Source organism: Cohnella thailandensis (genome assembly GCF_014212135.1).
In the GTDB taxonomy this organism is placed as follows: domain Bacteria; phylum Bacillota; class Bacilli; order Paenibacillales; family Paenibacillaceae; genus Cohnella; species Cohnella thailandensis.
Genome location: NZ_JACJVQ010000016.1, coordinates 1 through 23,788, shown reverse-complemented (window position 1 = coordinate 23,788; position 23,788 = coordinate 1). Strand labels below are relative to the sequence as shown.

Sequence of the window (23,788 nt, the reverse complement as noted above, 5' to 3'; positions counted from 1 at the left end):
AAGCAAAATAAAGGTGAAATTTCAAGCTTATTTATCGATAATGCCTCTTACGGCGCAATTAAACATGAAATATCATGCTCGATGCCCATTCATCAATCGGCTTACCCGCGGATCCGTACCTGTCGTCCGTCCAAAGAGACCCGTCCCTCGGCGATCCAGCGAACGGCCTGGGGATACAGCTCATGCTCGACCGCATGAACTCGCTCCGTCAAGGCCTCCTCCGTTTCGCCCTCCCCGATCTCGATCGACCGTTGGGCGATGATCGGGCCGGAATCCATGCCTCCGTCGACGAAGTGAACCGTGACGCCGGTCAGCTTGACGCCGTAATCCAACGCCTGCCGAATCGCATGAACGCCCGGAAAAGCGGGCAGAAGAGCCGGATGGACGTTGATCATCCGACCGTAGTAAGGCTTCACGAGCACATCCGTAATGAGCCTCATGTACCCCGCGAGGACGATCAGCTCGACTCCCTCGGCCGTAAGACGCTTCACGATCTCGGTCTCGTAGGCTTCCCGGGAGGGATATTCCTTCGGCCGGAACAGGAAGGTCGGAACGCCGAGCTTCTCCGCCCTCTCGACTACTTTGGCCGCCGGCTTGTCGCAGACAAGCAGCTTGATTTCGGCGGGAATGCCGGTATCCCGGATGGCCTCGGCCAACGCCTGAAAGTTGCTCCCGCTGCCGGAGGCGAATACCGCGATTCGGAGTGGAGCTCCCTTCATTACAGTTCGACTCCTCCGAACGTGACGATCTTGCTGCCCGCGGTAACTTGGCCGATCACGTAAGCTTGTTCTCCGTTCTCCTTCGCCAGAGCGAGGGCTTGGTCCGCTTGGTCCGCCGGCACGACGAGCACCATGCCGATGCCCATGTTGAACGTGGTGAACATGTCGCGGTCGCTGATCGCCCCGTCTCGCTGCATCAGCTTAAAGATCGGCTGGATCGGCCACGATCCCAGGTTGATGTCGACGTTGACGTTCTCCGGCAGCACGCGCGGAATGTTCTCGATGAAGCCTCCGCCCGTAATATGCGCCATTCCCTTGATCTTCACGCTCTCGAGAAGCTTCAGGATCGACTTGACGTAGATGCGGGTCGGCTCGATCAGCACGTCGCCGAGCTTCTTGCCCTCCAGCTCCGGCAGCTCGTCCACGTAGGAGTAACCCATCTTGTCGATCAGCAGGTTGCGCACGAGCGAGTAGCCGTTCGAGTGAACGCCGCTGGAGCCGAGGCCGATGACGACGTCCCCCGCGGCGATCTTAGAGCCGTCGATCGCCTTCGGACGATCGACGATGCCGACCGTGAAGCCGGCGATATCGTATTCGCCGTCCTGGTACATGCCCGGCATCTCGGCCGTCTCGCCGCCGATAAGCGCGCAGCCCGCTTGCTGGCAGCCTTCCGCCACTCCCTTGACGATCGCTTCGATCTTCTCCGGGACGAGCTTGCCGCAAGCCAGGTAATCGAGGAAGAAGAGCGGCTCGGCGCCGGTCACGACGACGTCGTTCACGCACATGGCCACGGCATCGATGCCGATCGTGTCGTGCTTGTCGAGCGAGAACGCCAGCTTCAGCTTCGTGCCGACCCCGTCCGTGCCGGAGACGAGCACGGGCTCCTCGTATTTGTCTTTGTTCAGGCCGAACAAGCCGCCGAAGCCGCCGAGCCCGGTCAGAACCTCCGGACGGAAAGTCTTCTTGACGTGCTTCTTCATCCGTTCGACGGCTTCGTTGCCCGCGGCAATGTCGACGCCGGCCTGTTTATACGCTTCGGACACGGTAGGTCCCCCTCTAAGTTCTTCTTGTCGGCTGGCGCGAGTGTCCGCGCCGCCGCTCCCTGTTAATCGCAGCTGCAGGAGGTCGCCTTCGCGAGCTCGAACTGCACCTTGGTCGGGTAGTCGTGGTCGAAGCAGCTGAGGCAGAGACCGCGATTCTTCTCGTTCTCATGCCCGCCTACCGCTTCCATCAGACCGTTCTTGCTTAAGAAGTACAGCGAATCCGCGTTGATCGCCTTGCGAATCTCTTCGACCGTCTTCGTGTTGGCGATGAGGTCCTTCGGATTCGGCGTATCGATGCCGTAGTAGCAAGGATTCATGAACGGCGGAGATGAGATCCTTACGTGAACCTCGGTCGCTCCCGCTTCCCGCAGCATGTTGACGATGCGAAGCGAAGTGGTGCCGCGCACGATCGAGTCGTCGATCATGACGACTCTCTTGCCCTCGACGACCTTGCGCACCGCGGACAGCTTCATTTTGACACCCTTCTCGCGGAGCTCTTGGGAAGGCTGGATGAACGTCCGGCCGGTGTACTTGTTCTTGATCAAGCCGAGCTCGTAAGGAATTCCCGTCTGTTCGGCATAGCCGATCGCGGCCGAGATGCTCGAATCCGGAACGCCGGTCACGATGTCGGCGTCGACGAACGATTCGAGCGCGAGCTGCCGTCCCATCCGCTTGCGGGAGGAGTGCAGGTTGATCTGGTTGATGTCGCTGTCCGGACGGGCGAAGTAGATGTACTCCATCGCGCAGACCGCGCGGCGTTCCATCGGAGCGAAGCGCTCCTCGCGGAGGCCGTTCTTGTCGAGAACAAGAATCTCTCCGGGCTGTACGTCCCGAACGTATTCCGCGCCGATCGTCTCGAACGCGCAAGTCTCGCTCGCGAAAATATAAGCGTCGCCGAGGCGGCCCATGACGAGAGGACGGAAGCCGTTCGGATCGCAAGCCGCGATCAGGCGGTCCTTCGTCATGATCAGGAACGCGTAGCCGCCGATGAGGCGCGCGAACGCGTCCTTGACCGCTTCGACCAGATCCTTGGGCGAGCGGGCGATGAGATGGGCGATGACTTCCGTGTCGCTGGACGTCTGAAAGATCGAGCCCTGCTCCTCGAGCTCGCGGCGGATGACCGGCTCGTTCACGAGGTTGCCGTTCGTGCAGACGGCAAGATCGCCGTCGCGGTACTTGAACACGAGCGGCTGGGCGTTCGCCAGCTTGCTCGAGCCCGAAGTCGAATAGCGGACGTGGCCGATCGCGCGGTCGCCCTTCAGCGCACCGAGGCGCTCGCGATCGAACACTTCCTTGACGAGCCCCATTCCGCGATGGTAATGGAAAGTCCCGTCCTCGGAAGAGCAGATGCCGCAGCTTTCTTCGCCGCGATGCTGAAGAGCGTGAAGACCGTAATAAGACAGATTGGCCGCGTCGGGATGACCGAACACGCCGAATACGCCGCATTCTTCCTTCGCCTTGTCGAAGATTTCTTCCTGACCGTTGCCTTCGTTGTAATAATCGCCGGTCCAGAAACGGGCTTCGGAAGGAGCCAACCCTCCTATTGCCTGTCCGCTTGGCGGATACGCCAAGCGGGCTGTCCCGGACTTCACTTCATCCGGCATGGGATCGCTTCCTTCCATTCCTTGCGGAATTCGCTGAGTGGCGCCGAAATGGCGGTATGTCCGTTAATCGCGATGGTGAGGTTCTCGCCGCCAACCTTTCCGAGACGCTGCGAAGGCACTCCCGCAGCCTCAAGAGCCGCGGCGACTTCGTCCGCCTTGTCCGGCTTGACCGACAGCAGGATGCGCGATTGCGATTCGCTGAACAGCGCGATGTCCGGACGCAGGTTCGATTGGAAGTCGACCGTGGCGCCGAGACCGCGGCCGAAGCCGGATTCCGCGAGCGCAGCCGCGAGGCCGCCTTCGGACAGGTCGTGAGCCGAGGCGACGAGCCCTTGCTGGATCAGGCCGAGAACCGCCTTGTGCAGGCGCTGCTCCGTCTCGAGGTCGAGCTCCGGAGGACGTCCTTCCGTTACGCCGTGAACGGCGTATTGGAATTCGCTTCCTCCGAGCTCCGCCTTCGTCTCGCCGAGAAGGAAAATGATATCTCCCTCGGCTTTGAATTCTTGCGTCGTGATGTGGTCCGTATCGTGAACGAGGCCGACCATGCCGACGACCGGCGTCGGATAGATGGCGCCCTTCGCATTCTCGTTGTAGAGAGAGACGTTGCCGCCGATAACCGGCGTCTCCAGGAAGCGGCAGGCTTCCGCCATGCCGTCTACCGCCTTCTCCATCTGCCAGAACACTTCCGGCTTCTCCGGGGAACCGAAGTTCAGGTTATCCGTGATCGCCAGCGGCTCGCCGCCGGAGCAGACGATGTTGCGCGCCGCTTCCGCGACCGCGATGCGCCCGCCGACTTCCGGATCGAGATAGACGTAACGTCCGTTGCAATCCGTCGTCATCGCAAGAGCCTTGCGGGTGCCGCGAATCGTGACGACGGCGGCATCCGAGCCCGGAACGACCGCGGTGGACGTGCGCACTTGGTAATCGTATTGGCTGTACACCCACTCCTTGCTCGCGAGCGACGGGGATCCGAGCACTTTTTTGAGCGCATCGTTCAGGTCGATCGTTTGCTCGTAGCGGTTCGTATCGATGGAGCCGTTCTTCAAGTAATAGTCCGGCACCTTGGAAGGCTTGTTATACACCGGGCAATCGTCGACGAGCGCCTTGACGGGCATGTCGGCGACTTGCTCGCCCTTGTGGAACAGGCGCAGGCGGCCGTCGTCGGTTACCTTGCCCACTTTCGCGCAGTGGAGTCCCCAACGCTCGAAAATCGCCTTCGCTTGAGCCTCGTGCTGAGGCTCGGTGACGAACAGCATGCGCTCCTGGGACTCGGACAGCATCATCTCGTACGCCGTCATTCCCTCTTCGCGCTGCGGAACCTCGTCGAGGTAGAGCTCCATGCCGTTGCCGGCCTTGGACGCCATCTCCGCGCTGGAGCAGGTGAGCCCCGCGGCTCCCATGTCCTGGATGCCGAGCACGATGCCGGAAGCGATCAGCTCGAGCGTCGCTTCCATGACGAGCTTCTCCATGAACGGGTCGCCGACTTGGACGGCCGAGCGCTTCGCTTCGGACTCCGCGGTGAGGTCTTCGGAAGCGAACGTCGCGCCGTGGATGCCGTCGCGTCCCGTTGCCGGTCCGACGTAGAATACCGGGTTGCCGACGCCCTTGGCGACGCCGCGTTGAATTTGGCCGTGGTCGATAAGGCCGACGCACATCGCGTTGACGAGCGGGTTGCCCTCGTACGATTCGTCGAACATGACTTCGCCCGCGACGGTCGGGATGCCGATGCAGTTGCCGTAGCCGGCGATGCCGCTGACGACGTGCTCGAACAGGTAGCGCACTCGGTCGTTCTCGAGCTTGCCGAAGCGCAGCGAGTTGAGCAGCGCGATCGGGCGGGAGCCCATGGAGAAAATATCGCGGATAATGCCGCCTACGCCGGTGGCCGCGCCTTGGTAAGGCTCGACCGCGGACGGATGGTTGTGCGACTCGATCTTGAACACGACGGCTTGGTTGTCGCCGATGTCCACGATGCCGGCGCCTTCGCCCGGTCCCATCAGGACGCGAGGGCCGGTCGTCGGGAAGCGGCGGAGCAGCGGCTTCGAGTTCTTGTACGCGCAGTGCTCGGACCACATGACGCTGAACACGCCGATCTCGGTGTAGTTCGGCTTGCGGCCGAGAAACCCGCAGATCAGTTCGTATTCGGAATCGGACACTCCGAATTGCTTGTATATTTTCTGCTCGGCGATCTGCTCGATCGTCGGTTCTTTAGCGGACACTTGCTGCGCCATTGCGTTCCCTCCAAGCGTTGAGTACTGACGTGAACATCCGGGCGCCGTCCTTGGAGCCGAGCAGCTCGCTGACCGCGCGTTCCGGGTGCGGCATCATGCCGACGACGTTGCCTTTCTCGTTGCAGATTCCCGCGATGTTGTCGACGGAGCCGTTCGGGTTGTCTCCCGCGTAACGGAACACGATTTGGTTATTCTTGCGCAAGCTGGCCAATGTCTCTTCGTCGCAATAGAAGTTGCCTTCGCCGTGCGCGATCGGAATGCGGACGACTTCGCCTTGCTCGTAGTCTTTCGTAAAGCCGGTGCCGGCGTTCTCGACGCGGAGGTCGACCGGATGGCAGCGGAACTTCAGAGAGTTGTTGCGGATGAGCGCTCCCGGAAGGAGTCCCGCCTCCGTGAGGATCTGGAAGCCGTTGCAGACGCCGAGAACGAACTTGCCTTCCTCGGCCGCCTTGCGAACCTCTTGCATGACCGGGGCGAGCTGGGCCATCGCGCCGCAGCGCAGATAGTCGCCGTAAGAGAAGCCCCCGGGAACGAGAATCGCATCATATTGGGACAGATCGGTGGACGTATACCAGACGTAATCGACGGGCTGCTGCACGACGTCCTCGACCGCCTTAAGCATGTCGATGTCGCAGTTGGAGCCCGGGAACACGAGAACCGCGAATTTCATGAGGTCTCAGCCCTCCAGTTCGAAGCGATAGTCTTCGACGACGGTGTTGGCCAGCAGCTTCTCGCACATCGCCTTGACGCGCTTCTCGGCTTCCGCGCGGTCGTTTGTGTCGAGCTGAAGCTCCAGGTACTTGCCGATGCGGACCTTGGACACTTCGCCGAAGCCCAGCGTTTGCAGGGAGCCTTGGACGGCGTTGCCTTGCGGGTCGAGCACGTTCTCTTTGATCGTTACGTAAACCGTTGCTTTCATGATTGATTCTCCTCCTGTAGGGGAAAAAGGTTTGGTCTTATCCGTACTGCCAGGTTTAAAGGCGGGGTTAGCTATTCGTTAAGCGTCGGTAGATGTCCCGGTACCTGGCGGAAGTCGCCGCCACGACCTCGTCCGGCAATCTCGGCGGAGGGCTGATCTTGTCCCAGTCCGAGTTCTCGAGATAGGCGCGGACCGGCTGCTTGTCCATGCTGTCGATCTCGACGTCGAGCTTGTAGTTCTCGTCGGCCCAGAACCGCGAGGAGTCCGGGGTGAACAGCTCGTCGATCAGGATGATCTCGTTATCGATAAGTCCGAATTCGAATTTGCAATCCGCAAGGATAATGCCCTTCTTCGCGCAGAAATCGCGCCCGAAGGAGTATAGCTTAAGGCTGAGCTCTTGAAGCTTCTCCGCCAGCTCCCGGCCGACGCGCCGAGCCATCTCCTCGAACGGGATGTCCTCGTCGTGGCCGACGTCGTTCTTGCCTGCCGGGGTGAAGATCGGCTGCTCGAGCTTCGAGTTCTTGCGAAGTCCTTCCGGCAGCTTGATCCCGTTCACCTCGCCGGACTTCTGGTACTGCTTCCAGCCGCCGCCGGTAATGTAGCCCCGAACGACGCACTCGATGTCGATGCGCTTCGCTTTCTTGGAGACCATGATGCGGCCCTCGAGCTTCGGCTTGTCGCTATCTGCAACGAGGTCGCCAAGCTTGTTCACGTCCGTATGGATGACGTGGTTCGGGAGAAGCTCGCCCGTCTGCTCGAACCAGAACGAGCTCAGCCCGTTCAGCACCTTCCCTTTGTCCGGGACGGGAGGATCCAGCACGTAGTCGAAAGCGGAGATGCGGTCGGTGACGACGATCAGGAGCCGGTCGCCCAGGTCGTAGAGCTCGCGCACCTTGCCTTTATGAATGAGGGGAGCCTTGGTCATCCCTTCTGCGGTGGACAACGTTTCGGTGGACATGAGAGCCTCCTTAGATGGGGCGGTGATTTCTTCGATTGCGATTGCTGCAACCCGAATATTTCGGGTTACGGCAGCCTTGCGGCGCTCTCGCGACTCTCTAACCCGAATATTTCGGGTTACGGCAGCCTTCCGGCGCTCTCGCGACTCTGTAACCCGAATATTTCGGGTTACGACAGCCTTCCGGCGCTCTTGCTACTCTCTAACCCGAATATTTCGGGTTACGGCGGCCTTGCGACGCTCTTGCGGCCCTCTAACCCGAATATTTCGGGTTACGGCAGCCTTGCGGCGCTCTTGCAGCCCTCTAACCCGAATTTTTCGGGTTACGGCAGCCTTGCAGCGCTCTTGCGGCCCTCTAACCCGAATATTTCGGGTTACGGCAGTTCTGGCTATTCCGCGGCGTCTTCCGCTTAATTCAAGCCCAAACGCTCGAAGATCGTATCGACGTGCTTCAGGTGCCAGCTCGGATCGAAGCAGTCGGCGATCTCCTCGGCGGAGAGAACGTTCGTGATCTCCGGCGTACCCGAGACGATGTCGCGGAAGTCGCGCTGCTCTTCCCATGCTTGCATCGCGCGCGGCTGAACGGTATCGTACGCCTGCTCGCGGCTGAAGCCCTTGTCGATCAGCTTCGTCATGACGCGTCCGGAGAACGGGACGTTGTACGTGCTTCTCATGTTGCGCTTCATGTTCTCCGGGAACACCGTCAGGTTCTTCACGATGTTGCCGAAGCGGTTCAGCATGTAGTTCAACAGCATCGTCGCGTCCGGCAGGATGATGCGCTCGACCGAGGAGTGCGAGATGTCGCGCTCGTGCCACAGCGGCACGTTCTCGTAGGCCGTCATCATATGGCCGCGGATGACGCGGGAGAGGCCGCTGATGTTCTCGCAGCCGATCGGGTTGCGCTTGTGCGGCATCGCGGACGAGCCCTTCTGGCCCTTCGCGAACGGCTCCTCGACTTCGCGGAATTCGCTCTTCTGCAGGGCGCGGATCTCCGTCGCGAACTTGTCCAGCGACGTGGCGATCAACGCCAGCGTCGCCATGTACTCGGCGTGGCGGTCGCGCTGCAGCGTCTGCGTCGAGATCGGCGCCGCCTTGATGCCGAGCTTGTCGCAGACGAACTGCTCGACGAACGGGTCGAGGTTCGCGTAGGTGCCGACGGCTCCGGACATCTTGCCGAATTGGACGTTGTCGGCCGCGCGGCGGAATCTCTCGAGGTTCCGCTTCATCTCCTCGTGCCACAGCGCCAGCTTCAGCCCGAAGGTCGTCGGCTCGGCATGAACGCCGTGCGTGCGTCCCATCATCGGGGTCGATTTATATTTGATCGCTTGTGCTCGAACGATCTCGACGAAGTTCACCAGGTCGCGTTCGAGAATTTCGTTCGCTTGCTTCAACAGATAACCGAGCGCCGTATCGACGACATCCGTCGAGGTCATGCCGTAGTGAACCCACTTGCGTTCCGGTCCAAGGCTCTCGGATACCGCGCGGGTGAAGGCGATGACGTCGTGGCGGGTTTCCTGCTCGATCTCGTAGATGCGATCGATATCGAACTTCGCGTTCTTGCGGAGCTCCACCGTGTCTTCCTTCGGAATGTGGCCCAGCTCGGCCCATGCTTCGCAGGCGCAAAGCTCGACTTCCAGCCATGCTTTGAATTTGTTCTCTTCTGTCCAGATGGCCCGCATCTCCGGGCGGCTGTAGCGATCGATCATCGTAAAATCAAACCCTCCATATATTCGATTGGGTTATCCACGCGAGAGCCGACTCCGTATCGTCCGCCAGCACGTTCACGTGGCCCATCTTGCGCTTGTTCTTGGCTTCCGCCTTGCCGTACAGATGCACCTTCGGCTCGACGCCGAGGCGCTCCGCTTCCGGATCCTTCTCCTTCATCCACTCCAGCAGAGGCGGAACGTGCTCGCCGAGAATGTTCGCCATGACGACCGGCGACAGCAGGGACGTATCTCCGAGCGGAAGGTCGCAGATCGCGCGAACGTGCTGCTCGAACTGCGAGGTCCGGCAGGCTTCCATCGTGTAGTGTCCCGAGTTGTGCGGGCGCGGCGCCAGCTCGTTGACGTAAAGCGTTCCGTCCGCCCCCGCGAACATCTCGACCGCGATGAGCCCGACCGCTCCGAGCGTCTTCGCGATCGAAACCGCGAGGCGCTCCGCTTCGGCGCGAACGTCGTCCGGGATTCTCGCCGGAACGATCGACAGATGCAATATATTGTTAACGTGCACGTTCTCCGCGGGAGGGAACGTCTTGATCTCTCCCGACGGCCGACGAGCCGCGATGACCGAGATCTCCTTCTCGAAGGCGATGAACTTCTCGAGCACGAGCTCCGTTCCCGCCTTCTCGGCTTCAGCCCAAGCGGGAGCCAGCTCGTCCTCCGAGCGAAGCACCCATTGGCCCTTGCCGTCGTAGCCTCCCGTCGCCGTCTTGAGCACGGCCGGCAATCCAAGCCGCGCCGCCGCGCCGCGCAGCGTCTCGAGGCTCGTCACCTCCGCGTAAGGAGCGACCCGCGCTCCCGCCGCTTCGATCGCGCGCTTCTCGCGCAGGCGATGCTGCGTCGTGTGCAGCAGCGCGCTGCCTTGGGGCACGTACGATTCCCGCTCCAGCATCGCCGCCACGTCCGAGTCGACGTTCTCGAACTCGTACGTGATCACGTCCGAACGGCGAGCCAGCTCCCGGGCCGCCTCGCGGTCCCCGTAGCCCGCGACGATCTGCTGCGCCGTCTGGCCGCAAGGCGAATCCGGCGTCGGGTCGAGCGTCACGAATCGATAGCCGAGGCGGCTGCCCGAGTGGGCCAGCATCCGTCCGAGCTGCCCGCCGCCGAGAATGCCGATCGTGGAGCCCGGCAGAATCGGACGCTGCGCCGCAGCGCCCGCATCCGCTCCGTTGCCCGCGGAGAATCCCGCCGCATCCGTGCTTGCCGCAGCCCCCGCTTCCGTCCCCGGCGCTTCCGAGGCCCCGGGCACCGCGCAGTAGCCGTCCTCGCATACCAAGCCGTCCGCCGAACCCAGGTTAACCAGCTTAAACGGCTCGCTCATGGCAATTCTCCCGCCAGCACTTCCGCCGTAATCCGATCGCGGCGAGCCGCTACTCTCTCTTGAACGGAAGGGTCGAACGCTCCGATCATTTGCGCGGCGAGCAAGCCCGCGTTCGTCGCCCCCGCCGTCCCGATCGCGACCGTCGCGACGGGGATGCCTCCCGGCATCTGAACGATCGACAGCAACGAATCCAGCCCGTTCAAGGCTTGCGACTTGACGGGCACTCCGATAACGGGAAGAACGGTCTTGGCCGCGACCATGCCGGGCAGGTGAGCGGCGCCGCCGGCGCCCGCGATGATCACCTTCAACCCTCGGCTTGCCGCGCTCTCCGCATATTCAAACATCAGGTCCGGCGTCCTGTGCGCCGAAACGACTTTTTTCTCATAGGAAACGTTCAATTCATCCAGTACCTCGCACGCTCGCTTCATGGTCTCCCAATCCGACGTGCTTCCCATGATGACGCCGACAAGTGCCGACATAATTCCACCCTTTCCCCGCGTAAAATCGTGCCCGAACATACAAAAAGGCCGATGGGTATACTGTCAGTATTCCCCATCAACCCCATCTTCTCTCTTGCGAAACACCTTATTCTCGTTCTTCCGCCCTCGCCGGACGCCATATAGGCGCAACATCGGATTCCGGCATTCCGCCGCCGCTTTCTCCGATATCCGCCTGCTCATCCAGAACTAGGGCTCGTAGTCCGAAAATTTAAGGTTTCCGGGTAGAGACGATCGGGCCGTATCCCCGACTATATACGAGCAAATCAGCTATTTTACGGTTCTAAGTTTACCCCAACCTCCCATGGATGTCAATCGAAAGACGAACGCTTAATTAACGTGAAAATACGAATGTTCGGATTTTGACATATTCGGAATATGCGGATTTATTCGATTAAATAAGCGAGCGGCGCTCTCCGACATTCGGAGGGGACCGCTCGCTCCTATTCCGCTTCCTACTTCACTTCAAACCAATTGTTCCGCGCTACCTTCTCGTACCAGTAGTAGCTGTCCTTCTTCGTTCTCTTAAGAGTGCGGAAATCGACATAGACGAGCCCGAAGCGCATATCGTAGCCCTCCGCCCACTCGAAGTTGTCGAGCAGCGACCATGCCATGTAGCCGACCACGTTCACTCCGGCATCGATCGCGCGGGACAGGCTCACGAGATGCTGCTTGTAATAATCGATGCGGCGATCGTCGCGAACCCGTCCGTCCAAGCCCGGCGCATCGTTGATGCAAGCCCCGTTCTCCGTGATGTAGATCGGAATGTCGCCGTACTTGTCCTTCACGTAACGAAGGGAGTCGTAGAAGCCGACGGCGTCGTAAGGCCAGCCGATATCGGACTTCTCGTAATGGGACTCGATCGGTTCGCTCTTGAGGAGCCCGGCTTCCGGATTGTATCGGTTAATGCTGGCCGAATAATAGTTCAAGCCGAGGAAATCGATCGGCTGACGGATGTCTTCCATATCGCCGTCCAGAATCGGAATCGTCGCGCCGGCGCCTTCGATGCATTCGCGAAGCTCGTCCGGATACTTGCCGAAGAAGATCGGGTCCTTGAACCAGTCTCCGGTCCATTGGATGTTGCGCAGGCATGCCTTGCGATCCTCTTCGCTCGGACCGTATGGAACCGCCCAAGTCATGTTCGGCGCGATGCCGATGATGCCCTCCGCGCCAAGCTTGCGGAAAAGGCTGACGGTGCGTCCGTGAGCGACGAGAATATGATGGGCGATGTTCGTGGCGAGCTGCAGATCCTTGTTGCCCGGCGCGTGAATGCCCAGGTAGTTCGAGAGGAACGAGCTGCACCACGGCTCGTTGAACGTAATCCACTTTTTGATTTTGCCGCCGAATTCCTTGAACATCGTCTCGGCGAAAGCGACGAACGCGTCGATCGTCCCGCGGTTGTTCCAGCCGCCCTCATCCTCCAGCGCTTGCGGCAGATCCCAGTGATACAGCGTGCAGAACGGCTCGATTCCGTTCGCGAGCAGCTCGTCGACCAGGCGATGGTAATAATCCAGACCGAGACGGTTCGCCTCTCCCCGTCCCTTCGGGTAGATGCGGGGCCAAGCGATCGAGAACCGGTAGGTCGAAACGCCGAGCTCCTTGAGAAGCTGCACGTCCTCCTTGTAGCGATGGTAGCTGTCGCACGCGACGTCGCCGTTGTCTCCGTTCTTGACCTTGCCCGGCGTATGGGAGAACGTATCCCAGATGGACAAGCCCCGGCCGTCCTCGTCATAAGCTCCTTCGATCTGGTAAGAAGCGGTTGCCGCTCCCCAGGCGAAGCCTTCCTTAAATCGGTAGATCGTCATTGGCTTCCTCTCACTCCTCAAGCTTAATCGACTAATCGGTTAAACCGTCTTTTTATCTCCGGTTATCCCCATCATTTTAACACAAGGGCTCGCCAGACATAAAACGTTTTCCCTAAAAGGCCGACCGCCCACAGGCAGACGAGGTCGTCTCCCGAAGGCGGCCGGTTTCTTGGCTATGAAGCAATCCGGACGATGCCGTCCTTCCTACTATTGAATGTCCTTGCCGGTGAACAGCTTGACTCTGTTCTTAACCAGACCGGTGTAGATGGATTCCATCTTCTCCGCGCCCGCCTTGTCCAGATCGGCGAGGAATTGATCGTACGTCTTGTCGAATTCTTCCGGCTTCGCCAGGATCGCCTTCGGAATGCTCTTGCGGATGATGTCCTGCGTCTTCTGGTAGATGACTTGGTAGTCGCCGTCGGTCGGAGCTTGCATGTTGTACAGCGCGCCCCACTCCTTGACCGGCAGATCGGTCGGCCACAGGTCCTTCCAGGTCGTCGCGTTGTAGCCCTTCAGCGCTGCCTTCTCGGCATCGGAGTAGCTCGCGATGATTTGGTCGGGGAAGTTCGTCGTGTAGTAGTTGCCCGTCGAATCCTGCACGCCGTCGCCGTAGTGCATGCTGAACGTCGTGTACAGGCCGATGCCGGTCGTCTTCATGAAGTTGGAGTTGTCGTTTACTTTCTTGTCGAGCACGTCGGCCGGAATGACGCGCTTGCCGTTCTCTACGTTGTAGTGAACGCCTTCGATGCCCCAGTTGAGCAGAACTTGGCCTTCGTCGGAAGCGAGCCAGTCGAGGAACTTGATCGTGCGGATCGGATCCTTGTTCGCCGTCGTGATGCTGATGCCGGAGAAGTCGATGCCGGCGGACACCAGCTCATGGTCTTGGTACTGATCGTTCAGCGTTACCGGGAAGTGGCCGTACGTGTATTCGTGCTTGCCGGCTGCCTTCAGCGCGTTCTCCGCGTTGCCGTATTCCCATTCTTGCGAGATAAGGCCCAGTACGCGTCCGCTTGCGATCTTGGCTTGGTATTGGTCGTCCTTCTGGACGAAGGTGTCCTTGTCCAGCAGGCCTTCGTTGTACATATGGTTCAGCCATTTGAAGTATTCGCGCTCTTCCGGACGCTTATAATGAAGCTTGGCTTCATAGGTGGTCGGGTCGACGTAATATTCGCCGTCGTCAGGAGCGCCGGTCGCGATAAACGCCGGGTTCGTGACCGTGATCATGCTCTTCCAATCGTCGGCGTTAAGCAGCAGCGGGATGGTCGGTTGTCCGTCCGTCGTCGGATGCTTGGCCACGTATTCCTTGAGTACGTTTTCAAAATCCTGAACGGTCTTGATTTCCGGATAACCGAGCTCTTCCAGCACGCGAAGCTGAACCTCGAATCCGCCCGTCGCGTCGAAGTACTGCTGATCGACGCCTCCGTTCGTCGGGATGGAGTAGATCGATTGGTCGTCCAGGCTGTATTTCAGGCGGTTCGTGTTCTCGCCGATCAATTTCTTGAGGTTCGGCGCGTATTTATCGATAAGGTCGGTCAGGTCGATGATCGCTCCGGCGTCAACCAGCTTGCCGAGCTCGCCCTTGGCGAAGATGATGTCCGGATATTGGCCGCTGGCCGCCATCAGGGCGATTTTGTTCTCGCCGCCGCCGCTCGCGATGTCGTATTCGGCGTTAATGGTGACGCCGGTCTTCTCGGTAATCACCTTGCCGATTTCGTCCTGCATGTTGTTCCAGTTCGGGCTGGCGTCCGCGCCGAAGAACGAGAACGTGATCGGCGTCGTGTCCATCGCGCCGGAATCGGCCGATGCGGAAGCGCTTGACGTGCTAGGCGCTTCGCTTGCCGAATTGCCGGCAGCTTCATCGTTGTTGTTATTGCTGCTGCAAGCGCTGAGGAGCAGCACGCCGGACAATGTCAGCAAGGAAAGCGATTGAGTGGAGCGCAACTTCATTTGGAACTTCCCCCTAGATGATGAATTGGTCAATCGTTTATTGTACACAGGCTATCGGCCTGGGTGTACCGGTAATGTCTGACAGTCGCTTAGGACTTGACGGCCCCGAGCGTCATTCCGCCTACGAAGTACCGCTGCAGGAACGGATACACGACCAGGATCGGAACGGTAACGACGATCGTGATGGCCATCTTGATCGACTCCGGAGAGACTTGCGCCATCTTGTTCGCCAGGTCGTTGGCATTGGTCATCGCGCTGCCTTGCTGCGTGCTGTCCAGAATCTTCATCAGCTCGTACTGCAAGGTCGTCAAGGACGGCTTGTTGCCGTTGTACAGGTACGTATCGAACCAAGAGTTCCATTGTCCGACCGCCAGGAAGAGCGCGATCGTCGCAAGCACCGGCTTGCATAGCGGGAGAATGATCTTGTAGAAAATCTTGAAATCGTTAGCCCCGTCCAGCTTGGCCGATTCCTGCAGCGCGTAAGGCAAGCCGTCCATGAACGAACGGATGACGAACACGTTGAAGGCGCTGACGATGCCGGGCAGAACGTAAACGGCGAACGTCCCGAGCAGGTTCAGGTCGCGGAACAGGATGTAGATCGGCACCATGCCGCCGGAGAAATACATCGTGAGCGCGAGGAACGTGGAGAGAAACTTGCTGCTTCGGAAGTCGGGCCGGCTTAAGACGTACGCCAGCATCGAAGCGCTTAGCAACCCTAGGACCGTGCCGATAACCGTACGCAGAATAGAGATTTTAAAGCCCGTAAGCAGGGACTTGTAACCGAATATCGTCTCGTAATTCTCGAGCGTAAACTCGCGAGGCCAGAGGTAGATGCCTCCGCGAACCGTATCGACGGAATCGTTGAAGGAGATCGCCAGCACGTTCAGGAACGGATAGACCGTGGCGATGACGATTATGGTCAGTACGACATAGTTGGCGATGCTGAAAACCCGTTCTCCTCTTGTCAAGTTGAATGCTTTGCTGGACATATGCCCGCCCCCTACATGATGCTTTCTTTCGCGAATTTCTTGAACAGGCCGTTAGCCGTAAACAGCAGAAGAATGCTGACGACGGAGGTAAACATGCTGATCGCGGTACCGTAGGAGAAGTGGGCGATCTTGATTCCGTAATCGAGCGCGTACAGATCGAGCACTTGCGAATAATCGGATACCAGGTCGTTGCCGAGCAGCATCTGCTTCTCGTAGCCGGTGGCCAGCAGGTGACCGATGTTCATGACGAACAGCACCATGATCGTGGAACGAATGCCGGGCAGCGTAATGTTCCAGATTTGCCGGAAACGTCCGGCCCCGTCGACTCTCGCCGCTTCGTAAAGCTCCTTGTCGATACCGGTAATGGCCGCCAGGTAGATGATCGCGTTCCACCCGGTTTCCTTCCAGATGTCGGACCCGGTCACGACGCCCCAGAACCAATGCTCCTTGGCCATGATCTGGATCGGCTCGTCGATCAAGTGAAGCCACATCAGAATATCGTTGACGATGCCGTCAAGCGACAGCAGGCTGGTCACGATGCCGGCGACGACGACCCAGGAGACGAAGTGAGGCAGATAGGAGATCGTCTGGGTGATCCGTTTGAACGGCATGCTCTTGACTTCGTTGAGCAGGACGGCGAACAGGATCGGGAAGATCAGTCCGGCCACGAGCCCCATTCCGCTCATCGCGAGCGTATTGCGGAGAACCAGATAGAACTGGTCGTCGTGGAAGAGCCGGACGAAGTTGTCGAAGCCGACCCACTCTTGTTCCCCGAACGTTCGGGCCGGCTTGTAGTTCTGGAACGCCATCGTCCAGCCCCAGATCGGGTAATAGTTGAACACGAATAGCCAAATCACGAACGGGATGGACATCAGATATAGATACTTCTGCTGGATGAGATCCTTCAAGAAGCTCCGCTTATTCGTTTTGGTTTTTTTCGGTCTTTTTTTCGTTTGGGATGCTTGAGCAGCTGTTAGCGTTTCCATTCGTGTCGCTCCCCCTTTTGCTATATTGCTATGATAGCTTAGGGGGAGGACGGAAAAATACGAGGAAGATTGAAGCAAAAACCATGTAAGAATTAGAGGTCGGGAAACGGAGAGTTGCGGATTTTCATAGGATTTTCTATTTTTTGCGGTAAGCGGAGGGAGAAACCCCTTCGTATTTGCGGAATTTTCCATGAAAATAATCGACATTCGAATAGCCGACGCGCTCCGCTACCTGGTAAACCTTCAAGCCTTGCTCGAGGAGCTCCTTCGCCTGTTCGATCCGAACCTTGTCCAGATAGGCGTTGAACGATTCTCCCGTGTAATTTCGAAACAGCTTGCCTAGGTAAGAGCTGTTGTAGCCGAACACCTCGGCCAGAGACTCCAGCTTCAGATTATCCGCGTAATTGCGGCGGATCAGCTCGATCATCTTCTGCATCTGCTGGTCGCTGCCGTAGCCGCGGAACGAATCGGCCATCTTGGCGACGAGCTCCGTCAGCGCCTCGGTCAGTCCCGAGAGCCGATATTCCCCGTACAGCTTAAGCACCTCGGCGGCGAACGCGCGGCAACGTTCCTTCAGCTCCGGCCGCCTCTGCTCCAGCTTCGCGAGCGCGGCCGTAAACGATTGCGCGAACGCGGATTTTACCTCCGGTTCGCCCATCCGCGCAGCCCGCATAGCGTCCGCCGTCCCCCTGACCCAGGAGGCGGCCGCCTCCGCGTTGCCGAGGTCGAGCGCGAGCAGAAGCTTTTCCGATTCCGACTCGCCGAGGACCTTCGCGTCGCTCTGCCGCTCCGCGGGGGCTGCCGCTTCCATGGCCGGGTAGATCCGGTCCCCTTCCAGCAGAAAGCGATTCTTCAGCCCCTCTTCCGCGGACCGCAGGGATTGGCTCAGACCGGCAAGCCCGTCCGCCTCGTCTCCCGCGACCGCCGTAAAATCCAACCCGGACTCCGAGCAAGCACGCCGAATCTCGCGGTAAACATGCGGCATATCCGTTTCGTCAGCCGACAGGACAAGTCCCAGGTTCGATTCGAGGGAGAAAACGACGCCTTTGCCGGATGCGTCGAACGCGTCGGAAAGTCTGGTTTTGACGGAGGTCGCGGTCGCGGCATCGATTTCTTCCCTATTCTGCAATTTGATCAGCAGGACGGAGTAGGGAGCGCCCCCGAGCCGGATCGTGCCAAGAGCCTCCTCCGGAGGTTCTTCGCCTTCGACGGAGAGCAAGGATAGAACCGTCCGCTCCCGGCTCCAGGCTTGGCCGGACGGAGAGCTTCCCTCGGATCTCCGCTTGTCGAGCGTAAGCTTGACCTTCCTCAAGGCGTCCTCCAGCTCCTCTTCGTCGACCGGCTTGAGAATATAGCCTTCCGCTCTCATGGACAGGGCTTGGCGCGCGTACTCGAAGTCGGCATGTCCGCTCAGGACGATGAACAGGGGCGCGGGATCATACTGCTCCTGAACGTTCTGCATCAATTGCAGACCGGTCATCCCCGGCATCCGGACGTCGATCACCATGAGGTCCGGCTTCGCCTGGGGAATCTTCGACAACGCATCCATCCCGTCGACGGCGACCGCCGCGACCTGAAATCCGCACTCTTCCCATTCCACGATCGTGCGAAGCCCCTCCCGAATCAAGGGCTCGTCATCTACAATCATGACTCTGTACATGATGTCACTCCTCCAAAGGAATCCAGAAAGCGATCCGGGTTCCCTCCTGTTGTTCGCTCTCGATCCGCAGCCCCGATACCTGGCCGTAAGTGAGAAGCAGCCGCTGTTGGACGTTGTGCAATCCGATCCGCGTCGATTCCTGTTCGGCCAGCGTGCGGCGGATCGCCTTCAGCTTGCCGGCGGGAATGCCGACGCCGTTGTCCTCGACGACGACGTCCAATCCGCCCCGGCTAAGCTCCGCCCTGACCTTGACCCATCCGCCCTCCACCTTCTGCTCCAGTCCGTGAATAACGGAATTTTCCACCAGAGGCTGGATCAACAGCGGCAGCAGCTTGACGCCCTCCGCTTCGGGAGCGATCTCGAGCTCGTAATTCAATCGGTCCTCATGCCGGAATTTCTGAATCTCCAAGTAACATCGAACCATCTCGATCTCTTCGTTCAAGCTGATCTTGCTGCCGGTGATCTCCAGGCTCTTGCGCAGCAGCTTGCCCAGCGTCTTGACCGTTCGGGCGATGTCCTTTTCTCCCCTTATGTGCGCCTTCATCCGGATCGATTCCAAAGCGTTGTATAGAAAATGGGGATTGATCTGGTTGGCCAGCATCCTCAGCTTGATCTCGCCCTGCTTGCGTTCGAGCTCGTTCGAATGCTGGTGCGATTCCTTCAGCTCCTCCATCAATTCTTTGATGTTGGAGACCATCTGGTTGAACTGGCGGGTAATCTGCCCGATCTCGTCGTTGGCCCCGACCTTAAGCTCCGCCGCGTTGAAGTTGCCGATGGATACCTTGCTGATCTGCCTGCTGAACTTACGCAGCCGGTTCGTGACGACCGTGCAGATCAGGTAAATGATCAGAATCGACAACACCGCGAAAAGCACGATGACCAGCGCGCCGATCCGGGTAATTTGGTTGGCATCCTTCATGATGCTGTCCACGGCGAAGATCGAGATGATCTTGAGGTACGAAAAGCTGTTATCCGGCAAAATCTGATCGATGACGACCTTGGATCGAACCCCGTTCACCGTCAATTCGTAAGTCCCCGGCTCTCTATCCGAGAGAGTGGCTCCGTACAACGAGTCCTCCAGCCGCTTGCCGACGATATTCGGACGGTTGGAAGCGACGGCGATTCCCGTAGGATCGAGAACAATCGTCTCCGAATCCTCTTGATTCAGCACGGTGTTCAAATAATCGGAATTGATGTTTATGGTCAGCAGCCCGTAGGATTGATTTTCCCGGAAAAAGACGGACCGAACCAGGCTCAGCATGCTCTCCGATTTCTCGGCTTCGTCCGGCAGGTAATACCACCCAATCAACCCTTTATTATTCATCGCGTCCTTGTACCAGTAAGATTGCTTCGTATTGAAGCTTAACGGAAGGAACTCCCCGTTATTCAGCAGCGTCGGATTGTCGACTTCCAGCTGGATTTTGGATACTTCCGGATTAAACGTGAGATAGAGCTTGATCGTATCGTATTCCCAATAAGCGTCCAGGACTTCGCTCGGGCTCGCGAAACGCTTCGTGGCGATCTCTTCCAGATCGCTGTCGATCAACAGCCTGGCCGACAGATCGTTCGCGGTATACAGGGTCTCGTTCATTCGAGCCTTGACGCGTTCGACCGAGTTCTCGGTCTGTTCGATCGCCTTGTCCAGCGTCGAGTCCCGGTATTCCCGAACGGCGTAGCTCCCTACGATGACGATCGGCAGCAGCAGAAACAGGATATAAGCCAGCACGATCTTGTTGCGAAGCTTCAAGTCGTTGAAGCCGGCGATAATGCGCTTCAATCGGAAGCCCTCCTTCCCTCGCGCCGACGTGTCGAACGGACGGAAATTTCGTCGATCGACCTTATTTTGAAGCAACCCCCGGAGAACTTGCAAGTCCTCTCTCGGGAATGTGCCGTATTTTTGGTGCAATTGTAGGGGTATAACTCCTAGGCGCATTCGTATTAGAATAAAAATCATATCTATTATTGAAGGCGCTTGCAATAGGAGGCGCATGGAAGGAGAGCTACCCGAGTGACCAAAGCTTCCGGAACGTTCCCGTTCGAGAATCCCGACCTCCCGCTCGAAACCCGGGTGAACGACCTGGTCTCGAGATTCACGCTCGACGAGAAAATCAATTTGATGTGCCAATATCAGGACGAGGTTCCCCGCCTGGGAGTCAAGAAATACAAGCACGGCACCGAAGCCGCCCACGGCATCGCCTGGCTCGGGGAAGCGACCATGTTCCCGCAGCCCGTCGGGCTCGCTTGCACTTGGGACGAGGAGCTGCTCCGCCAAGTCGGCGAAGCGATCGGAACCGAGGCCCGCGGGTTTTTCCGCCGCGATCCGGACCGCAACGGGTTGACGTTATGGGCGCCGACCGTGGACATGGAGCGCGACCCGCGCTGGGGACGCAACGAGGAAGCGTACGGGGAGGACCCGATCCTGGCCGGCAAGCTGACCGCCGCTCTGGCGCGAGGCATTCAGGGAGATCACCCTTTCTATCTCCGCGCGGTCGCCAGCCTGAAGCACTTCATCGGCAACAACAACGAGGTCGACCGCGGCGAATGCTCGGTGAGCATCGATCCCCGTAACATGCGCGAATATTACTTGAAGGCGTTCGAGATTCCGTTCAAGGAAGGCGGCGCCCAATCGATGATGACCGCCTACAATTCGGTGAACGGCGTGCCGGCCAACCTGAACCCGCAGGTGAACGACGTCGTGAAGGGCGAATGGGGCATGAACGGCTTCGTCGTCAGCGACGCGGGAGACGTGCTCGGAACGGTCAACGAGCATGCCTACTTCGACAACTATAAGGACGCCGTCGCGGCGTCGATCAAACGCGGCATCGACAGCATCACCGACGATCATCCGATCTCCAAGCAGGCGATTCGGGATGCGCTGGCGGACGGGACTCTGACCGAGAACGACTTGGACGTCGCGCTTCTCAACACCTTCCGCGTCCGGATCCGGCTCGGGGAATTCGACCCGGACGAGCGCAATCCGTACTCCGGAATCGGCGAGGACGTCATCGGTTCGGACGAGCACAAGAAGACGAGCTTGGACGCGGCCCGGAAGAACGTCGTCTTGCTCAAGAATAAAGGCGGGGCGCTGCCGCTGAACGCTTCCCGTTCGCGCAAGGTCGCCGTCGTCGGCCCGCTGGCCGACATCGTCTACCGCGATTGGTACAGCGGTTCCCTTCCTTACTCGGTCACGCCGTTGGACGCTATCCGCTCCAAGGCGGACGCTTCCGGCGGCGAAGTCCTTCACGCCACGGGGAACGACCGGGTGAAGCTGGCCGCCTCCGGCAAATTCGTGACGACCCGAGCGGACGGCAAGCTGGAAGCCTCGCTCGACTCCGCGGAAGGCGCCGAGACGTTCGAGCTGACCGACTGGGGCTGGAGAGCCCACTCCCTCGTCGCCGAGAGCACGGGCAAATACGTCGCGACGGCCGACGACGTTCACGCGACCGCCGACTCCGAGGAGATATTCGGCTGGTTCACGAAGGAAGCCCTTCTGATCGACCGGATGGAGCAAGGCAAGCTGAACCTCTCGGCTTGGAACAACGCCAGGATCGGCATCGGCGAGGACGGCTTGCTGACCGTCGACCCCGAGCTGGCGGTGGAGCATTCCTCCCTCGGCTCTCCGGAGGAGCGCAAGGCTTCCGGCAGCGCGAAAGGCGGAGTGACGGTCTCTCCGTACGACGTGCATGTGGTGCAGGATGGAGTTCGCGAGGCCGTCGCGGCGGCGAGCGAGGCCGACGCGGCCATCGTCTTCGTCGGCAACCATCCGCTGATCAACGGCAAGGAGACGATCGACCGCCCGGACCTGACGCTGCCCGAAGCGCAAGAGAAGCTTATCCGCGCCGTCTACGAAGCCAATCCGAACACGATCGTGGTCGTCGTCGGCAGCTATCCGTTCGCGATCAACTGGGCGGACGAGCACGTGCCGGCCATCCTGTATACGTCCCATGCCGGACCGGAGCTCGGCAACGCGGTCGCGGACGTCCTGTTCGGCGACTACGCGCCGGCGGGAAGGCTGAACATGACCTGGTACCGGGGCGCCGATCAGCTGCCCGACTTCATGGATTACGACATCATCAAAGGAGAGCGTACGTACCGTTACTTCCGCGGTCCCGTCCTATATCCGTTCGGTCATGGCCTGACGTACTCTCCGTTCGAGTATGAAGAGGTAAATCTGAGCCGCTCTTCCATCTCCGCGGGCGAGGAAGTTAACGTCTCCGTTCGCGTGCGCAATGCGGGCGACCGGTTCGGCGAGGATGTCGTTCAGCTGTACGGCACCGCCGGAGCTTCGCGCGTCAAGCGTCCGCTCAAGCAACTTCTCGCTTTCCGGCGGATCGGATTGGCCGCCGGCGAGACGGCGACGGTAGAGTTCGCCGTTCCCGCTTCCGAGCTGGCGTTCTGGGACGTGACGCGCGACCGTTGGTGCCTCGAGAGCGGAACGTGGACTCTCGCGGTCGGCCGCTCTTCGGCGGACGTCGCCTGCTCGTGCTCGCTCGAGGCGGTTGGCGAGACCGTGCCGCCGCGCGATCTTCGCCGGCCGACGTCCGCCTGCAACTACGACGACTACGAGGGAGTCGTCATCGACGAGTGCAAGGACGGCGGCAGCAGCGTCGCGGCCGTGCGGGAAGGCGCGTGGGCGTATTACGCCGACGCGGACTTCGCGGCGGGCGGCGTCGGAACGTTCGCCGCGAAGGTATCCTCGCCCCGCGGCGGCAAGCTCGAAGTCTGCGCCGTCGGTCCGGACGGCGAGACAACGCTCGGCAGCCTCGACATTATCGCCACCGGCGGCCCGCAGGCGTGGCGGACGATCTCCGGCTCGATCGCCGCTCCGTCCGGAGTCGTCGGCATCCGGATTAAGCTGAGCCGCGACGTTCGCGTGGCGGAATTCCGGTTCGAATAGAATAGTTGGTTGCAAAAGGCCTCGGTTCCGATTGTCGGAATCGAGGCCTTTTGGGCATGGGCCGCAGCCGGGTGGCTCTGTAACCCGATATTGTCGGGTTACAGCTTTCCGCGCACTCTCCTTTCGCTCTGTAACCCGATATTGTCGGGTTACAGCTTTCCGCGCACTCTCCTTTCGCTCTGTAACCCGATATTGTCGGGTTACAGCCTTCCGCGCACTCTCCTTTCGCTCTGTAACCCGATATTGTCGGGTTACAGCCTTCGACGCACTCTCCTTTCGCTCTGTAACCCGATATTGTCGGGTTACAGCCTTTTATGCGCTCTCCTTCTGCTCTGTAACCCGACATTATCGGGTTACAGCCTTCCATGCGCTCTCCTTCTGCTCTCTAACCAAGATACAACTTTATGGAGTTCCCTCCTTCGGCCGGCAGTCGGGGTAACGAGCAAAAGTGTGGTATGGAGTTCCCTCCTTCGGCGGGCAGTCGGGGCAACGAGCTAAAG

The 23,788-nt window shown here is 59.6% G+C and carries 17 protein-coding genes and 1 riboswitch; of the genes, 1 reads left to right on the top strand and 16 read right to left on the bottom strand.

Translation table 11 applies throughout. The features are described from left to right. Positions 1 to 101: 101 nt before the first annotated feature. The 16 genes from purN to H7B67_RS17975 form a co-directional block, all read right to left on the bottom strand. Positions 102 to 719, bottom strand: a complete 618-nt coding sequence (gene purN, locus H7B67_RS18050; protein WP_185121262.1) for a phosphoribosylglycinamide formyltransferase — start codon at positions 717 to 719, stop codon at positions 102 to 104. Then, positions 719 to 1,762, bottom strand: a complete 1,044-nt coding sequence (purM, locus tag H7B67_RS18045; protein ID WP_185121261.1) for a phosphoribosylformylglycinamidine cyclo-ligase — start codon at positions 1,760 to 1,762, stop codon at positions 719 to 721. The genes purN and purM overlap by 1 nt, the downstream gene beginning before the upstream one ends. 62 nt (positions 1,763 to 1,824) lie before the next feature. Then, positions 1,825 to 3,366: an amidophosphoribosyltransferase gene (purF, locus tag H7B67_RS18040; protein ID WP_185121260.1), complete on the bottom strand. Its 1,542-nt coding sequence runs from the start codon at positions 3,364 to 3,366 to the stop codon at positions 1,825 to 1,827. Further along, positions 3,351 to 5,594, bottom strand: a complete 2,244-nt coding sequence (gene purL / locus H7B67_RS18035; RefSeq protein ID WP_185121259.1) for a phosphoribosylformylglycinamidine synthase subunit PurL — start codon at positions 5,592 to 5,594, stop codon at positions 3,351 to 3,353. Before purL ends, purF begins: the two co-directional genes overlap by 16 nt. After that, positions 5,572 to 6,264, bottom strand: coding sequence for a phosphoribosylformylglycinamidine synthase subunit PurQ (gene purQ / locus H7B67_RS18030; RefSeq protein WP_185121258.1), 693 nt, complete (start codon positions 6,262 to 6,264; stop codon positions 5,572 to 5,574). Before purQ ends, purL begins: the two co-directional genes overlap by 23 nt. 6 nt (positions 6,265 to 6,270) lie before the next feature. Next, entirely contained in the window at positions 6,271 to 6,516 is a 246-nt protein-coding gene (purS, locus tag H7B67_RS18025; RefSeq protein WP_185121305.1) for a phosphoribosylformylglycinamidine synthase subunit PurS, read from the bottom strand. Between the two features lie 64 nt (positions 6,517 to 6,580). Beyond that, the gene (locus H7B67_RS18020; RefSeq protein ID WP_185121257.1) at positions 6,581 to 7,471 is read right to left on the bottom strand and encodes a phosphoribosylaminoimidazolesuccinocarboxamide synthase; all 891 of its coding nucleotides are present in this window, start codon (positions 7,469 to 7,471) and stop codon (positions 6,581 to 6,583) included. A gap of 407 nt (positions 7,472 to 7,878) precedes the next feature. Beyond that, positions 7,879 to 9,174, bottom strand: a complete 1,296-nt coding sequence (gene purB, locus H7B67_RS18015) for an adenylosuccinate lyase (RefSeq protein ID WP_185121256.1) — start codon at positions 9,172 to 9,174, stop codon at positions 7,879 to 7,881. Positions 9,175 to 9,181: 7 nt separating this feature from the next. Next, the gene (purK, locus tag H7B67_RS18010) at positions 9,182 to 10,507 is read right to left on the bottom strand and encodes a 5-(carboxyamino)imidazole ribonucleotide synthase (protein ID WP_185121255.1); all 1,326 of its coding nucleotides are present in this window, start codon (positions 10,505 to 10,507) and stop codon (positions 9,182 to 9,184) included. Next, positions 10,504 to 10,986: a 5-(carboxyamino)imidazole ribonucleotide mutase gene (gene purE, locus H7B67_RS18005; protein ID WP_185121254.1), complete on the bottom strand. Its 483-nt coding sequence runs from the start codon at positions 10,984 to 10,986 to the stop codon at positions 10,504 to 10,506. The genes purK and purE overlap by 4 nt, the downstream gene beginning before the upstream one ends. A gap of 197 nt (positions 10,987 to 11,183) precedes the next feature. Next, positions 11,184 to 11,285: riboswitch (purine riboswitch) on the bottom strand. A gap of 174 nt (positions 11,286 to 11,459) precedes the next feature. Further along, a complete protein-coding gene (locus H7B67_RS18000; RefSeq protein WP_185121253.1) occupies positions 11,460 to 12,809 on the bottom strand; it encodes a GH1 family beta-glucosidase in 1,350 nt (449 codons plus the stop codon). A gap of 207 nt (positions 12,810 to 13,016) precedes the next feature. Continuing rightward, complete coding sequence (locus H7B67_RS17995) at positions 13,017 to 14,756, bottom strand: ABC transporter substrate-binding protein (protein ID WP_185121252.1); 1,740 nt, start codon at positions 14,754 to 14,756, stop codon at positions 13,017 to 13,019. Between the two features lie 89 nt (positions 14,757 to 14,845). Further along, positions 14,846 to 15,745, bottom strand: coding sequence for a carbohydrate ABC transporter permease (locus H7B67_RS17990; protein ID WP_185121251.1), 900 nt, complete (start codon positions 15,743 to 15,745; stop codon positions 14,846 to 14,848). A gap of 11 nt (positions 15,746 to 15,756) precedes the next feature. Further along, the gene (locus tag H7B67_RS17985; protein WP_185121250.1) at positions 15,757 to 16,731 is read right to left on the bottom strand and encodes an ABC transporter permease; all 975 of its coding nucleotides are present in this window, start codon (positions 16,729 to 16,731) and stop codon (positions 15,757 to 15,759) included. A 136-nt stretch (positions 16,732 to 16,867) separates the two neighbouring features. Further along, positions 16,868 to 18,391 carry a response regulator transcription factor gene (locus H7B67_RS17980; RefSeq protein WP_185121249.1) on the bottom strand — a complete coding sequence of 508 codons (1,524 nt, stop codon included), beginning with the start codon at positions 18,389 to 18,391 and terminating at the stop codon, positions 16,868 to 16,870. 4 nt (positions 18,392 to 18,395) lie between these two features. Beyond that, positions 18,396 to 20,168, bottom strand: coding sequence for a sensor histidine kinase (locus H7B67_RS17975; protein WP_185121248.1), 1,773 nt, complete (start codon positions 20,166 to 20,168; stop codon positions 18,396 to 18,398). 231 nt (positions 20,169 to 20,399) lie between these two features. Between H7B67_RS17975 and H7B67_RS17970 the strand changes: the two genes are divergently transcribed. Then, complete coding sequence (locus tag H7B67_RS17970) at positions 20,400 to 23,288, top strand: glycoside hydrolase family 3 C-terminal domain-containing protein (protein ID WP_342592622.1); 2,889 nt, start codon at positions 20,400 to 20,402, stop codon at positions 23,286 to 23,288. Positions 23,289 to 23,788: the final 500 nt, after the last annotated feature.